Origin of the sequence: Enterococcus sp. DIV0660C, assembly GCF_017316125.1 — a bacterium.
Taxonomy (GTDB): Bacteria; Bacillota; Bacilli; order Lactobacillales; family Enterococcaceae; genus Enterococcus_B.
In genome coordinates this window covers 60,760-75,836 of the sequence record NZ_JAFLWA010000017.1, presented here as the reverse complement: position 1 = coordinate 75,836, position 15,077 = coordinate 60,760, and the positions used below count along the sequence as shown (strand labels likewise).

14 protein-coding genes and 1 other RNA gene are annotated in these 15,077 nt (G+C 37.4%); 3 read left to right on the top strand and 12 right to left on the bottom strand.

From position 1 onward, the window contains the following. Positions 1–180: 180 nt before the first annotated feature. Together DOK81_RS04575 and DOK81_RS04570 are read right to left on the bottom strand one after the other, a co-directional pair. Positions 181–1,530, bottom strand: coding sequence for a DEAD/DEAH box helicase (locus DOK81_RS04575; protein ID WP_206908844.1), 1,350 nt, complete (start codon positions 1,528–1,530; stop codon positions 181–183). 126 nt (positions 1,531–1,656) lie between these two features. Next, the gene (locus DOK81_RS04570; protein WP_206908842.1) at positions 1,657–2,796 is read right to left on the bottom strand and encodes a VanZ family protein; all 1,140 of its coding nucleotides are present in this window, start codon (positions 2,794–2,796) and stop codon (positions 1,657–1,659) included. A 145-nt stretch (positions 2,797–2,941) separates the two neighbouring features. On the opposite strand from DOK81_RS04570, the gene DOK81_RS04565 reads away from it, so the two are divergent. After that, on the top strand, positions 2,942–3,268 hold the full coding sequence (locus tag DOK81_RS04565) for a hypothetical protein (protein ID WP_206908840.1): 327 nt from the start codon (positions 2,942–2,944) through the stop codon (positions 3,266–3,268). An 87-nt stretch (positions 3,269–3,355) separates the two neighbouring features. Here DOK81_RS04565 and DOK81_RS04560 read toward each other — a convergent pair whose 3' ends face one another. The 6 genes from DOK81_RS04560 to DOK81_RS04535 all read right to left on the bottom strand — a co-directional run bounded on the left by DOK81_RS04560 (position 3,356) and on the right by DOK81_RS04535 (position 8,301). Next, positions 3,356–4,018 carry an HD domain-containing protein gene (locus tag DOK81_RS04560; RefSeq protein WP_206908838.1) on the bottom strand — a complete coding sequence of 221 codons (663 nt, stop codon included), beginning with the start codon at positions 4,016–4,018 and terminating at the stop codon, positions 3,356–3,358. 85 nt (positions 4,019–4,103) lie between these two features. Then, positions 4,104–5,600 carry a carboxypeptidase M32 gene (locus DOK81_RS04555; protein WP_206908836.1) on the bottom strand — a complete coding sequence of 499 codons (1,497 nt, stop codon included), beginning with the start codon at positions 5,598–5,600 and terminating at the stop codon, positions 4,104–4,106. A gap of 38 nt (positions 5,601–5,638) precedes the next feature. Further along, complete coding sequence (locus tag DOK81_RS04550; RefSeq protein ID WP_206908834.1) at positions 5,639–6,802, bottom strand: class I SAM-dependent RNA methyltransferase; 1,164 nt, start codon at positions 6,800–6,802, stop codon at positions 5,639–5,641. Positions 6,803–6,871: 69 nt separating this feature from the next. After that, an RNA gene (rnpB, locus tag DOK81_RS04545) (RNase P RNA component class B) lies at positions 6,872–7,239 on the bottom strand. A gap of 17 nt (positions 7,240–7,256) precedes the next feature. After that, positions 7,257–7,667 (bottom strand): cell division regulator GpsB, encoded by a 411-nt coding sequence (gene gpsB, locus DOK81_RS04540; protein ID WP_206908832.1) that lies wholly within the window; start codon positions 7,665–7,667, stop codon positions 7,257–7,259. Between the two features lie 94 nt (positions 7,668–7,761). Further along, positions 7,762–8,301 carry a DUF1273 domain-containing protein gene (locus DOK81_RS04535; protein ID WP_206908830.1) on the bottom strand — a complete coding sequence of 180 codons (540 nt, stop codon included), beginning with the start codon at positions 8,299–8,301 and terminating at the stop codon, positions 7,762–7,764. Positions 8,302–8,364: 63 nt separating this feature from the next. On the opposite strand from DOK81_RS04535, the gene recU reads away from it, so the two are divergent. Further along, positions 8,365–8,997 carry a Holliday junction resolvase RecU gene (recU, locus tag DOK81_RS04530; RefSeq protein ID WP_206908828.1) on the top strand — a complete coding sequence of 211 codons (633 nt, stop codon included), beginning with the start codon at positions 8,365–8,367 and terminating at the stop codon, positions 8,995–8,997. Next, positions 8,997–11,327: a PBP1A family penicillin-binding protein gene (locus DOK81_RS04525; RefSeq protein WP_206908826.1), complete on the top strand. Its 2,331-nt coding sequence runs from the start codon at positions 8,997–8,999 to the stop codon at positions 11,325–11,327. Before recU ends, DOK81_RS04525 begins: the two co-directional genes overlap by 1 nt. Before the next feature lie 51 nt (positions 11,328–11,378). Here DOK81_RS04525 and nth read toward each other — a convergent pair whose 3' ends face one another. The 4 genes from nth to DOK81_RS04505 form a co-directional block, all read right to left on the bottom strand. Then, positions 11,379–12,038: an endonuclease III gene (nth, locus tag DOK81_RS04520; RefSeq protein WP_206908824.1), complete on the bottom strand. Its 660-nt coding sequence runs from the start codon at positions 12,036–12,038 to the stop codon at positions 11,379–11,381. A gap of 20 nt (positions 12,039–12,058) precedes the next feature. Further along, the gene (locus DOK81_RS04515; RefSeq protein WP_206908822.1) at positions 12,059–12,778 is read right to left on the bottom strand and encodes a DnaD domain protein; all 720 of its coding nucleotides are present in this window, start codon (positions 12,776–12,778) and stop codon (positions 12,059–12,061) included. A 191-nt stretch (positions 12,779–12,969) separates the two neighbouring features. Beyond that, positions 12,970–13,863: an SDR family oxidoreductase gene (locus DOK81_RS04510; protein ID WP_206908820.1), complete on the bottom strand. Its 894-nt coding sequence runs from the start codon at positions 13,861–13,863 to the stop codon at positions 12,970–12,972. A gap of 56 nt (positions 13,864–13,919) precedes the next feature. Beyond that, positions 13,920–14,861 (bottom strand): magnesium transporter CorA family protein, encoded by a 942-nt coding sequence (locus tag DOK81_RS04505; RefSeq protein ID WP_206908817.1) that lies wholly within the window; start codon positions 14,859–14,861, stop codon positions 13,920–13,922. Positions 14,862–15,077: the final 216 nt, after the last annotated feature.

Genomic DNA, 15,077 nt, shown 5'->3' with positions numbered 1-15,077 from the left:
TTTGTTTTGGTTCACTTTTTCATTATCCATCAAAGAGCTACCGAACTTTTTGATATGATCATACCTCTATATTTCTTTGCAACACGCTAAGTAAGTTGTGCGTACACTCTTTTGTTTCTTGAAGTTTCCAACGCTAATCGTTCATTAAACACTCAGTTGGAAAAATTGATTTTGATGAACTTATTTGTGAGAATTTTTTTTGTTTTTTCGGGCTGTTCGTGACTGTTGACGACGTTCGATTTTACGTTCTTGTTTGTTCTTTTCAGCAATCGCCCAATCGATTTTCTTCTTGTATCCAGGTTTGATTTTTTTCTTTTTCTTTTTCACTAAACCAATCAAAGTTGGATCTAACGTGTCTTTTGATTTTTCACGTTTTGTTCGACGATTTCGGTCATAGGTTTTCACGATTTCGCCATCTTTGATTTCTTTTGGCTCAAATTTTACGCCTAAAGTTTCCAACGTATCGATTGCTTGTTCATCACTTGGCGAGTAAAGTGTGATTGCTGTTCCTTTAAGTCCATTTCTTCCTGTTCGACCGACGCGGTGAATAAAGAAATCTGTATCTTCAGGAATCTCTGCATTGATCACATGTGAGACCCCTTCAATGTCGATTCCACGTGCAGCAAGATCGGTTGCTACTACATATTGAAATTCTAGATCTTGCACTTGGCGCATGACACGTTTACGTTCGCGAGGCGTAATGCCACCATGAATTTTCGCAACTTTTAACCCTTTTTTCTTCAAGTAATCTGCAATTTCATCAACATGTTGTTTCGTATTTGCAAATACAATTGCTAAATAGGGATGACCAATTGTCAATAATTGGTAGATCATTTTGTTTTTGTCTTTGCCTTTTGTCGACATCACCCAGTTTTCGATGTCTTCTGAAATAATTGCTTTTGGCTTGATTTCTTCGATAACAGGGTTTTGCATATATTTACGTAAAAACGGACGTAGTTTTTCTGGAATTGTTGCTGAGAATACTAAAAATTGAACTTTTTCAGGTAAACGACCTGCGATTTGATCGACTTCGTTTAAGAATCCCATATCCAATGTCATATCAGCTTCATCCACAACAAACGCAAATGCTGTATGGATTTTTAACGCTTGTTCGTTCATCATGTCTAGAATACGCCCCGGTGTTCCAACCACAACATGCGGTTGTTGGTGACGTAAACGATCCAGTTGGCGTTGCTTATCCGTTCCACCAACAAAATTGCTGACACGAATTTCCGGCACTGAAAATTGTGCAAGCTGATTAGCTGCTTTATAAATTTGTGCAGCTAGCTCACGACTTGGAGCAGTAATGACTACTTGGACTTCTTCCTTTGTAGCATCAATTTTATTAAATAGGGGTAATAAAAATGTATGTGTTTTTCCAGAACCTGTTTGTGATTGACCGACAATATTTTTTCCTTTGGCAATCAGTGGAATCAATTTTTCTTGTACTTCCGTTGGTTGTTCAAAGCCTTTTGCTGTCAATGCTTCGTTAATAAATGGTTGAAAGTTGAATTTATCAAAATTACTCATCTGTGCACCTCTTCTCTTTAATTTTTCACGACTTTGGCATTATAACACAGCCACATCTTTTTTGCTCTCTTATTCTAAAACAAGGGACCGTGCTTTTTCTACCATCTCTTGTCAGACATTTTCAGTTCATTTATTTTTGATCGTACTGATTGTATAGGTGTGACTAGCTTTCTCATAAAACAAGACACTTTTTTTCCTGATAAATGAAAGCACAAGATTCAAGACAAAGATTCCTTGTGCAAACAACAAGCCCATAAAAACAAAAATCGCACTCATCTGTAATACACCCGTTGATTGATCCATGATTTGTTGCGCAAACTGGACTCCCCAACCCAAACCATAAAACAGGAAGTAAAGATAGCTGTAACGTATCAGCAATGCCTTAAAAGAAACTCGTTCTTTTTGTTCTTCCACAACTTGGATACGTACAACTTTTTTTCCAAGTGTCTTACCATTTGTTAGATAAGTCAAAACGATAAAATACAAGAACACTTCTAAGAAAATCCATTCACTGTTCGTTGTAACGACATCTTTTTTGAACATTAATTGTAATAAAGTGGAAATGACACTATCTACTATGCCCAAAAATGCCCAATCAATCAAATAAGCAACCAGCCTTCTCGTTAAGGACACTTTCCGACCTTTTTCATAAGATATCTCATCCATTCTCGCTCTTGTCGGCAACATGAAGGTAAAAATCGGTGCCACAAGATAGCCCAATGCTCCGCCCAACGTATTGTGAAGCAAATCATTCACATCAAACAAGCGATACGGTCTAGGATAAATAAAATATAGTCCACTTAATTGCGTAAGCTCAAAAAATAAGGATAAACAAAAGCTAGCAATTATTGTTTTCACAAAAGATAATCTAAAATAATATCTGAGATAAATCCCAAATGGTACAAGCAATAAGATATTAAACACTGGTTCTAAAAAAACACTTTGTTTCATCGCCGCTAAATAAGTACTTGGGTCATGGATGTTTAAGACCGTTTGACTCCAAAAATGGCGCCATGAAGCAAACAATTCTAGCTCCATCTTAGGTCCTGTCATCTGGGCTACCGTTTCCCTTGCTGGTAATGGCAAAATGACTAAAAAGTATGCACACAATAAGTAAAATACAAAAGAATAGAGAATAATTCCTCGGGATAAAAGAAATGTGCCGTATTTACGGTATTCATAAATAAAGAAGACCGAAGAAATTGCTAATGCTAAAAAAGGAAATACTAATAACGCAAACCGAATTGGTTCGATGTAACTTGCCATAACAGCCCACCACACTTTTTATATATTTTCTTGATTTTCAATGTATAGTTTATCAATCGCTTCAATGCTTAAGCAAGCACGACGCTATTATTTCTCAATTCAACCAATTTGAAGTATCATAAATGATATATGAGGAGGTGTCGAAGTGCTGAATTTCTATTTTGTCTTTGGAGTTCCGATTTTTTTATTCGTACTGTATTTAGGTTTTGCGTATCTACGAAAGAAAACCAAAATCCATTATCTAGGTTTTATTTTGTTGATTATCTCCGGCTTTATGTTCGTTTTTAATCTACAAACATGGCAACAAGCCGCCACCGAGATGCAGAACATTTCGTCACAAACACTTTCCGCACAAATTGGCTATCCAGTTTATCTAATCTGGGTACCGATCATTGTAGCTGGTTGCTTATTTCTCTTAAATCTGTTTCGTGGCTATCGTCGCTTAACAAATTTTAAGAGTAAAAACACTTAGCTTTTTCCTAACATAATACTACAACGATAGTTGTGGTATTTTGTTTTTGTATATAAGTTTACATAATAAATAATTAGTTAACTCCTTTCATTGATCCAATGAGTCGCTTGTATTTTCCCACTCTTGATAAAATTCTTTTAAAAAATCACGCATAAATTGTTCACGACGTTGCGCTTCAGTTTTTCCATAAACGGTATTCATTTGTGCAGGCAATAAAAATAACTTTTCATAAAAATGATTGATAACGGTAGAACCTTTACGATAATCGGCTTTGTTCGCATACATTTGTGGCAGTATCTCAGGATCATGAATGGGATGTCCATGCCCCCCTCCAAAATAAGCTGTTCGCAAAATCCCGATTGCGCCTAAAGCGTCCAGTCGGTCTGCATCTTGAACAATTTTTCCTTCTATCGTTAGTTCTTCCGCATTTTCTCCAAGACTTTTAGAAAAGGACATATTTTCAATAATAGCAAAAATTGAGGTGATTTGATGCTTGGTCAAATCAATTTTTTTTAAAAAAGCAACTAATTCTTTTTTTGCCTGTTCTTCATTAGATACCACTTTATCATCAATCGTGTCATGAAGATAAGCTGCTGCCAAGGTGATTCCTCGATTAGCAGTTGGCTCCGTCGCTAAAATATCTGTTGCTAACTGAACCACTCGCTTCGTGTGATCTTCTCCATGACCTGTTTGATCGTTTTTCAATTGTTTGAAACTATACGCAGCTATCTTTTTTAATTTCTCGTCCATTACTTCACTCCTTCACTTCGTTTTGACAAATTCATCCAACAGAAAAAGTCTGGAACAAATGAAGCAATGTTCCAGACTTCCAGTTTTAGTTTACTTGATATACATTGAAGTATAGATCTCGCATATATTCAATCAAATAATTAGGATTTAATGATTCACCCGTAGCATCCTGAATCAACTGGTTTGGTTTTCTTGAAGCGCCATATTGGTGAATATGTGTCTCCATCCACTTCTTGATTGGTGAATAATCATCTGAAGCTAAAACTTCATCAATCGACAATTCTTTTTCTAATGCATGTAATAGCTGGGCTGCATACATATATCCCAGAGCATATGAAGGGAAATAACCAAAACTTGCACCCGACCAGTGAACATCTTGGAGAATTCCTTCGAGGTCATTCGTTGGTCGAACACCCAAATATTCTTCGTATTTTTGGTTCCAAACTTCTGGAAGTTCAGCAATTGCTAAATTTTCGTTGAAAATCATTTTTTCAATTTCGTAGCGAATAATAATATGCAGCGGATAAGTTAAGCTATCTGCTTCAATTCGGATCAAACTTGCTTGTGTGCGCTTCAATGAACGATAGAAATCAGTAAATTCAACATCCGCAAACGTCCCTTCTGCACATTCTTGGAAAAAAGGATATTGTTTTTCCCAGAAGCTTCGATTGCTTCCGATAATAATTTCGTTGAATAAAGATTGTGATTCATGGATGCCCATTGATGCACCTTGATAAACTGGTGTATATGCATATTTATCGTCAATATCTTGTTCATACATTCCGTGACCTGCTTCATGAATGACACCAAAAACAGCCATTTGAAAATCATATTCATTCCAACGAGTTGTGATTCGTGCATCATCGGGATTGATTCCGGTCATAAATGGATGAATCGTATCGTCTAAACGTCCTCGGCTAAAATCATATCCTAGTTGTTCGATAACGCCCACGACAAATCGTTTTTGTTGTTCTTTCGTCATTTTACGTGAAAGAAAACTAGTTTCAGGTTCTGTTCCTTTTTCACTGATTTCTTGACGAATCGACATGATTCCATCTTTTAATTGTGCAAATACTTTGTCTAGAATTTCAACAGTCATACCTGGTTCATACTGGTTTAACAGCACATCATACGGCGTCTTTTCATCTTTCTGCCAATAAGGAATCAATTCTTTAGTTAATTCAATATTTTGTGTCAACGCCGATTCAAAATCAGCAAACTGTTTTGTTTCTCGTGATTTTTGCCATTGTCCATGCGCAGAAGAAATTGCTGCGCTATATTTTGTCATCAATTCTTTAGGCACGTTATGTTCTAGTTCGAAGTCTTCCTTCACTTTTCGATACGCAGCTTGTCCTACTTCAGATAATTCTTCTGGATGCTCGCCAAAATAAGCCAGTGCTTCCTCGATTTTAGGTCCTACTTTTTTTTCAAAGTAAAGACTGTACAAGTAACTATCAACAGCACTACGGTATTCACTGGCTTTTTCAGGCATCCCTGTCTGTGTATCCCAGTCCAAAATTCCTAATGCTTGTTGCAAAAGATTAATTTCTTTTAATTCTTGTAAAAATTCTGTTTCTTTCATCTGTCATTCCTCCAAAAATCCAAATTTAAAAACAAATCCTAGTCTTCTTTTTTCACACGTGGCGGACGTGTTCCCCAGTACTGGAACAAATCCGTGCGTAAAGCACCGTTATATAATTTACGTTTTTTCGTTGCTTTTTGTCCGTAATATTCTTCAAACGCTAAATCACTGGTCAAGATATATTTACTCCACGTTTTCAGTGGTCTAAATACGTCACCCATTTCTTGATACAGTTTACGAACTGTTTCTTCTTCGCCCAATCGTTCTCCGTATGGTGGATTAGCAACGATTACGCCATATTCTTTATCCGTTTTGAAGTCTTTCAATGCTTGTTGCTTAAAGGTAATGGAATCTCCCAAGCCAATTTCCTCAGCATTTGCTTTGGCGATTTCAATCATTCGTCCATTGATATCTGAACCCGTAATGTCTAGTTCTACATCGTAATCAGCTTGTTCTTCTGCAGCAGCCCGGACTTCTTCCATGACATTATTGTCAAACCATTCCCATGATTCACAAGCAAACTCCCGGTTAAATCCGGGTGCTATGTTATGCCCAATCAAGGCTGCTTCAATACAAATAGTTCCAGAACCACAAACAGGATCATAAAAAGGACGATCTTTTCGCCAAGTTGTTAACGCTACTAATGCTGCAGCCATGTTTTCTTTTAATGGTGCACCACCTTTTTCTAAACGGTAACCGCGTTTAAATAGACTTGGTCCTGTTGTATCTAAAGTAATCATCACATGGTCTTTCAACAAAGCAACTTCTAGTTGAAAATGAGCACCTGTTTCTGTCAACGGCACAGAAGCTGGACGATGATAATACGTACGCAAACGATCAACGATTGCTTTCTTAGTGATTGCTTGGCAATCTGGTGTACTATATAACTTTGATTTAATTGATTTTCCAGCAACTGGAAATTCTGCATCTAAAGGTAAAAAGTCTTCCCATGGCAAAGCTTTCACATTTTCAAATAATTCATCAAACGTAAATGCGTCGAACTCGCCGACGACGATTTTGACACGGTCTGCTGTACGCAACCATAGGTTAGTTGTTGCGATTGTTTCCATTGTACCTTCAAAACGAGCTCGCCCATTTTCTACTTGACAATCAATTCCTAAATCACGTAGCTCTTTTCCAACCAGCGCTTCTAAACCACTTGCGGCAGTTGCTACAAGGTTAAATTTTCTATTTTTGTCCATACTAGTCTCCTTATTTATAAAAAAAACCTTCACAACATCGTTGGAAGGTATTCCCTGATTATTGCGATTTTCTGTAAGCCATGTTTTGTCCTTTATTCCTCCAGGGAGAAGAAATAAAGGGGTAACCATCTATCTGCAGTTTAACTGCCCTTTTGCCTTGTTCTGATTCCTAGCAAAAAGCGCCCCTACCATTGTTTGGGTTGCTCGCTCGAGGGGTTTACCGCGTTCCACCGAATAAGTTTCCCGATTCGCTTCGTCACTGTGGCACTTTCAAGGATACTAAAGCATAGCCGAAGCCTTAGCTCGTTTTCCTGCCGTTACTCCTAAGAGTACCTTAGCTTATCTTTTCGCTAAGCACGAACACTACAGACATCACAGTCTGTGCGAGCATGGACTTTCCTCAGCCTGATCAAGTCAGACCGCGATTACCCGAAAATCGCAAAAAATTCACTAATTAAAATTGACGTGTTTTTTCGTTGTCATCACTTGCATCTGCATTTGTATAGTTGCCTGCATTAGGTTGTGCAGAAGCAGATGGTGTTGCTTGGTCAAGTTTTTTTCCAAAAACTTCACGTTCAAGATTTGATAAACGTTTTAAGATATCAAAGTTTGTTACTGCCGTACTCTTAGGTGCTTCTGTTGGTTGCACACGAGTTTGTGTTCCTTGTGTTTTTGATAGTTGAGCAACTTTTGCACTCAAACGATCATTTTCTTCTTGTAAAGCAAGGAGTTCTTTGCTGTATGCTTCATAATCTTTAATGATATTGTCCAAAAATTCGTCAACTTCAATTGGATCGTATCCACGCATTTTGGTTTTGAATTCTTGTTGTAAAATGTCTTTTGGACTATAAATCAAATTCGCCATATTTACACCTCTATTTAATTCTCATTTACATTATAACTTTTCTACTTTTCCCATTGTATCGGAAAAATAACTATAAATCAAACACTATCTCCTTTTATTCCACAGAATTTTGTAAATCATCCATGCTAATCAAACGAATTTCATAAGGTTTATTCTCTTGAAATTTTCTTGCATCGCGCAAAAAATAATCTGTCTTTCCAATGTATTCAGGGTCATAGATCAACAAAGTCCCTTCTGTATGTGTAAGTAGAAATTGTGTATGATTTTTTAATTGATTAGGATTTTTATAAGGTAAATGACTGACCGACTCAATGTAGTCCGCTACTTGTTCCGCTAGCATTTTCTTTTCTTGATTTGTTTCGTTCCAATTACTGCCAAACTCAGCAAACGGATAAATAATTCCTAAATGTAATTCAGGATACTCTTGCTTCAATTCAGCTACAACCTCAGTCGCCCATAACTCAACACCAAGGTTGCCACTGCTGATCACCCACTCTAATCCTTCTTCAACTAGTTGGCGAATTTCTTTTTTTAAAACATTTTTAATAACTTTGATTTTTGGATCCTTTTCCTGAAAAATACCCAGTTCGAAGCTTCGATAGCCTGAAACATAGATTACTTTCAATTGATTCACCACCTGATTCCTTTTCTTTCTTTACTTTTTTTTGCTATAATGTGCGCAGGAGTGTGATTAAATATGGTCTTACGCTACCCTAATGGCCAACCTTATTCTAAGGATGCCTCTTCAAAACCAAAAATTCAAGGAAAAAAAACTTCTTCCACTGTTTTTGGTAACCGAGGTATGTCATTTGAAGAAGCTATCAATGAGAGCAACAGCTTTTATCTATCAAAAAATTTGGCAGTCATACACAAGAAGCCAACCCCTATTCAAATCGTTAAAGTCGATTACCCTCGAAGAAGTGCCGCAGTGATTAAAGAAGCTTACTTTACTCAAGCTTCGACAACTGATTACAACGGTGTTTATCGAGGTTTCTATTTGGATTTTGAAGCAAAAGAAACAAAAAATAAAACATCTTTCCCATTCAATAACTTTCACGAGCATCAAATCAAACATATGGAGTCTTGTATAAAGCAAGATGGTATCTGTTTTGTTTTATTATGGTTTTCTAGTCTAAAACGTTGCTTCTATTTAAGTAGTACCCATCTGATTGACTATTGGTATCAACAAACTGATGGTGGTAGAAAGTCTTTACCACTTTCATTAATTGAAGAACTTGGAATAGAAATCACACCTGGTTTCTTACCTCGCGTCCCTTATCTTGATGCAGTCGATCAGTATCTATCATTATCAAAAGGAGAAAAGCACTAATGGCAAATGAACAAACGAGAGCATCGCGAAGAAAAACAAGTCCTCCCCAGAAAAAAGGAACAAAATCAACTTTCCGCAATGGCTCTGGTAAGCAAAAAAACGGAAAAAATTTAATTGTCAAAATCTTACTCGGCATTGTTTTCATTGGCTGTATCTTATTTTTATCTGGTGTTGGTCTATTTTGGTTTTATGCAAAAGATGCCCCTGCCTTAACAGATAAAAACTTAGATGCCACTGTCTCGTCAAAACTATATACTTCAACAGGAGAGCTATTTGAAGATCTTGGGGCAGAAAAACGCGAAAAGATCACTGCCAGCGAACTACCACAACAATTACAAGATGCCATCGTTTCCGTTGAGGATCGTCGTTTCTATAAACATATCGGTGTCGATCCTGTCCGCATCCTTGGTTCTGCGCTGTCAAACTTCACGTCTGGCGGACTACAAGGTGGAAGTACTTTAACTCAGCAATTGATCAAACTTTCCTTCTTCTCAACAAAAGCAGAAGACCAGACGTTAAAGAGAAAAGCACAAGAAGCTTGGATGGCTGTCAAGTTAGAACAAGAAAAATCCAAAGAAGAAATTTTGACTTATTATGTCAATAAAGTCTATATGGCAAATGGTTTTTATGGCATGGAAACAGCCGCAGAAATGTACTTTGGAAAAAGATTACCTGAACTATCCTTAGCACAAACTGCACTTCTTGCTGGGATGCCTCAAGCACCTTCAGCTTATGATCCATATACTTATCCTGAACAAGCAAAAAAACGTCGCGATATCGTTCTTTATACAATGCTACAAAACGAAAAAATCACTCAAGCAGAATATGATCAGGCAGTAAATGTCCCTGTCACGGACGGTCTACAAGAATTATCTTCTGGTGATGATAATACGAAAATCGTCGATAACTATGTAAAAGAAGTCATTAACGAGATTGAAGAAAAAACAGATAAAAACGTCTATACTGATGGTCTTGATATTTACACAAACCTTGATTTAGATGCACAAAAGCAACTATACAATATTGTAAATACCGACCAATATGTTGCTTATCCTGATGATCAAATGCAAGTTGCATCCACATTGATCGATGCAAAGACAGGACAAGTCAAAGCACAAATCGGCGCTCGAAAAGTTGCCGAAGATGTCACACTCGGAAACAACTTAGCGGTCAACACGTCACGTGATTTTGGTTCAACGATGAAACCAATTACGGATTATGCACCTGCCTTTGAATACCTAAAGTATTCTACTGGAAAAACGATTTCCGATGCTCCGTATAACTACGAAGGAACGACTACCCCTGTTATGAACTGGGATAACCGCTACATGGGGACAATCACTTTGCGACAAGCACTATATGACTCACGGAATATACCAGCTGTTAAACTATTCAACGAAGTTGGTGCCGACAAAGTTGCTTCTTTCTTAAGTGGCGTTGGTATTAATTATCGTACGATTCATCAATCAAATGCCATTTCAAGTAACACAGAAGATCAGGACGGAACAAAATATGGTGCTTCTTCCTTAAAAATGGCAGCGGCCTACGCAGCTTTAGCAAATGGTGGGACTTACTACAAACCACAATATGTCAATAAAGTGATCTACCAGGATGGGACAGAAGAAACTTTTGAGCCTGAAGGTACCAGAGCAATGTCTGAAGAAACTGCCTACATGGTGACTGATATCTTGAAAGACACCTTGACAAAAGGAACAGGAACGAACGCTCAAATTCCAGGTTTATATCAGGCTGGTAAGACTGGGACATCTAACTATACAGATGATGAATATGCAAAAATCGGACGTTCTTCCGGTGTCTATCCCGATATTTTGTTTGCTGGCTATACACCAAACTATGCAATTTCTGTTTGGACGGGCTATAATGAGAAAATGACGCCAGTTACTGATGCATCATCGCATGTTGCTTCTGATGTATATCGAGAATTGATGCAGTATGTTTCTGCAAATGTTTCAAATGATGATTGGACCATGCCGAGCGATTTGATTCGAGTAAACAATGAACTTTATTATAAAGATCAATATACTGTTCCAAGTTACAGTGTACCAAGAAAATCGAATGTCCCAACTTCTAGTTCAACAGTTGAGCCAAAGTCGAGTACTACTTCAACGACCACCGTTGAATCAAGAACAGCTACTACCACTACAGTTGAAAGTAGCTCTTCTAGCTCTTCAGAAGAACCAGTGCCTTCAACTTCAAGTAGTTCTTCAACAATTGAAGTTGAAACACCACCAGAAACATCTTCAACTGCTCCGCCAACTAGCAATACTGAAAACGCCGCTCGCTCTGAAAAAGCTAGTTCGAGTTCATAATTTGCTACTGATAACTAATTAAGCAGCTTAAAACACAAAAAGGTCAGGACATTATTTTGTCCTGACCTTTTCTTTCATTCGTATTTTTCCATCTTGGCACATCGGTAACAACGGACAAACTTCACACTTTGGATTTCTCGCTGTACAGTGATAACGACCAAAAAAGATCATGGTATGATGTGTTTTCACCCAAAGATTTTCTGGCACTTTTCGCATCAAAGTTTCTTCCACCTCAAGTACACTTGCATTTAATTTACAAATTCGCAATCGTTTAGACACTCGCTCGACATGTGTATCAACGGCAATAGCTGGAATTCCAAAAGCATCCCCTAAGACAACATCGGCTGTCTTACGTCCTACTCCAGGTAAAGACATCAGTTTTTCCCGTGTATTAGGGACTTCCCCATTGAAACGTTCTAACAACTGTTCTGCACATGCTTTGATATTCTTTGCTTTGTTTCGGTATAAACCAATCGTTTTGATTTTTGGAATAATTTCTTCGACAGAAGCTTGCGCTAATGTTTCTGGATCAGGGAATGCTTCAAATAATCTCGGTGTTGCTTTATTTACTGAAACATCTGTTGCTTGGGCACTCAAGATCACAGCAATCAATAATTCAAAAGGGTTTTTATGAACGAGCTCCCCATGTGCATCTGGAAACATCTTATACATTTCTTCAATTGCTAACATTGTGTTTTCTTTACTTAGCATCTTGTCTTCCTCATCATTTTCTACTTTGTTTCGTTTCTCAGTTCTTCTTCCAACCAATTTGTCAAAGAAACCTTAGGTAATTCTTCTGATTGTGCAGACTGTTCTACTTCTTTTTGCAACAGTTGCTGTTTACGTCGTTTTTGTTCTTCCTCGACTTGTTGTTTTGTTCGTAAATTTTTTCGTTCCCAAGACAACAAAATTCGATCGATATAGTTAAAGCTATACGCTTGGTTCAATACTGCTTCACGCAAAGCCAGCTTTAGTACTTCCGGTTGATAGTGATCTTCCTCTAGCCATTGTCCAATTCGCTGGAATTCGATTGAAGACAACGGCCGACCAAATTCTTGCTCGAATAAACGATAAACCGATTGGATTTCTTGCTCTTGTTGATTTTCTTTGGCTTTTGATGCTTGACTATCTAAATACTTTTCCAGTCTTTCATACAATGGAAGTAAATTATATTGATCCGCTTTTTTACCATCAACAGTGATTGTTTCGATTACGAGAAAACCACCACCGACCAATCGATTTAAAATTTGATAAACTTGATCTGATTTCAACCCCATGTTGATTGCTATCAGTTGTAAATCTGGAAAGAAGTCCCCTTCTTGTTGCTTCATGTGTAACTGTAAAATAAAAAGAAACTCTTCTGATTCAAGGCCCATTTTCCGATAATTTACGAATAACAAATTAGAAATTGTTGTCTGTCCTGATTGTAGATATTTGGTTAAACTTAGCATGTTCTTTTCCTCCACTTCAAAATCAGTATACGGAAAAAGCGCAAGTGAAGCAAGCTGGCCTCATTGATTTTGATTTGATTTCGTCATAAACAAACGAAAGAAAGCATCAGAAATCTAAGGTAAAGATTCCTAGTGCTTTCTTTCTCTCAGCCATTTTTCATCACTTAACAAGGTGATTGATTCATGCTTTTTTACAGATTAATTGCCTCACCACCAGTTACGCCATAAATTTGGGCTGTAACATAACTTGCTTTATTTGAAGCTAAAAATACATACACTGAAGCTAACTCAGCTGGCTGACCTGCACGTTCTAAAAGACTATCTTGTCCAAATTCTGGAATAGCTTCGCTCGGCTGTCCTTCGTCAAGCTGTAGAGGTGTCCAAATGGGTCCAGGAGCGACAGCGTTCACACGAATTCCTTTCGGCGCTAACTGTTTGGCTAAGCCAATCGTAAAATTCGCAATAGCGGCTTTAGTTGCTGCGTAATCAAGTAGATGTTCGCTTGGGTTTGTTGCCTGTACAGAAGTTGTATTAACAATGGCTCCTCCAGCTGGAAGATGAGGTACCGCTTCTTTAACTAAAGAAAACATGGCGATGATATTTACCATAAAAGTATCTTTTACTTGTTGCATAGGCAATTCTTCAATGGACGAACAAGAAATTTGTTGTCCAGCATTTAGAATTAATGTATCAATACCACCTAATTCAGCTACTGTTTGGCGAATGATTTCCTTAGGTGCTTGCTCATCACGCAAATCAAAAGGCAACAGGACTACTTTGCGACCCGCATTCTCAATCAACCTTGCTACTTCGTTCGCATCCGCTTCTTCTCCAGGTAAAAATTGTAATGCGATATCTGCCCCCTCTCTTGCAAACGCAATCGCAGCAGCACGTCCAATCCCAGAATCCCCACCAGTAATCAACACGCGCCGATTTTCTAATTGATTGGATCCTTTGTAAGTTTCCTCACCGCAATCTGGAACAGGCTTCATATTTTGTTGTAGGGCTGGTGTATTTTGGTCTTGTTTTGGAAATTTTTCCGTATGGTATAATTTTCGTGGATCTACTAATTTTGGTTCAGTCATGCTATTCCTCCTCATATTAAAACAAATTTTCCTTCAAAACAGCAACTCATACTTAACTATTTCGTATAGTCTTTTCTCAATAAATGCAATGCAACTGCAGCGGTTGCTACAGCAGAACCAATAAGAACTAAGAAAAAACCCAACTCAGAACTTTTACCTGGCAAACCGCCAGTGTTCATCCCCCAGATTCCAGCAATCATTGCTGGGACTGAAATCACTAACGTTGCAGAATCAAGATATTTCATTAAATGGTTCAAGTGATTGTCCATCATACCGCTGAAAAGATTTCCGATACTTTCAAGCAAATCCCGATAAATCGAAATCATTTTTTCAGTCTGTCTTTGCCTTAGTTTGACATCGTAAAGCAACTGATCATCAGCTAATTTATCTGCAAAATCATTCACCTCCCATAATTCATCAAGTGTCTCTTTTTGATCTCTTAATGTGTGATCAATGTAAACAATGGTTCGTTCTAAATCAGCTTGCTTGTAAAGCTCTTCATTTTCAGTTGTCCTACGTGCACCTTCATCTAATGAGTCGATTTCTTGCTTCATTTTCTGTAATTCTTTAACGAAATGGGTATAACTGTTCAAAATCGTATAAGCAATGATCTTCTCAAATGAATCAAGCTTTTTCTGGTGTTTGTCAATTAGATTCTTAATAAAAATCGTTTCAGTTTCTACACAAGTAATCAAAAGATCATCCGACACCACAAAAGAAATTGGTGTCAAACGTTCTTCGATTTTTGTACGATTACTGGAAAGGTTTAACAATACAAGTGAAAATGCATTCTTCAACTTCGTTCCAGGGAGATATTCCACTCTTGAAATCGCTTCAGGATAAGAAATACCAATAAAAATATCTTGCGGTAATTGATAATGTTGTGTGATTTTTTCAATCTCGTTTACATCTTTATTATTCACGATTATCCAATTACACTTTGTTTCATCTGAATCTGTCACCTGTTTTTCTTTATCAACAAAGTAATACGCTGGCATTCTTTTTCCTCCTTCACATTCCACGTATTTCAACGCATCGCTCAAATTAGGCTGTTTGTTTTTAATCTATTTATCATCTATCTATCATTATGATAACTGTTTCACTTTTTTTATTCAAAGAATTCGATTAACTATCGTTTGTCAATTAAAAATCCCATTGATTCATCAATCATTTCATTTTCCATTTAGAATCTTCTCCGTTATTCTTAAATTAAA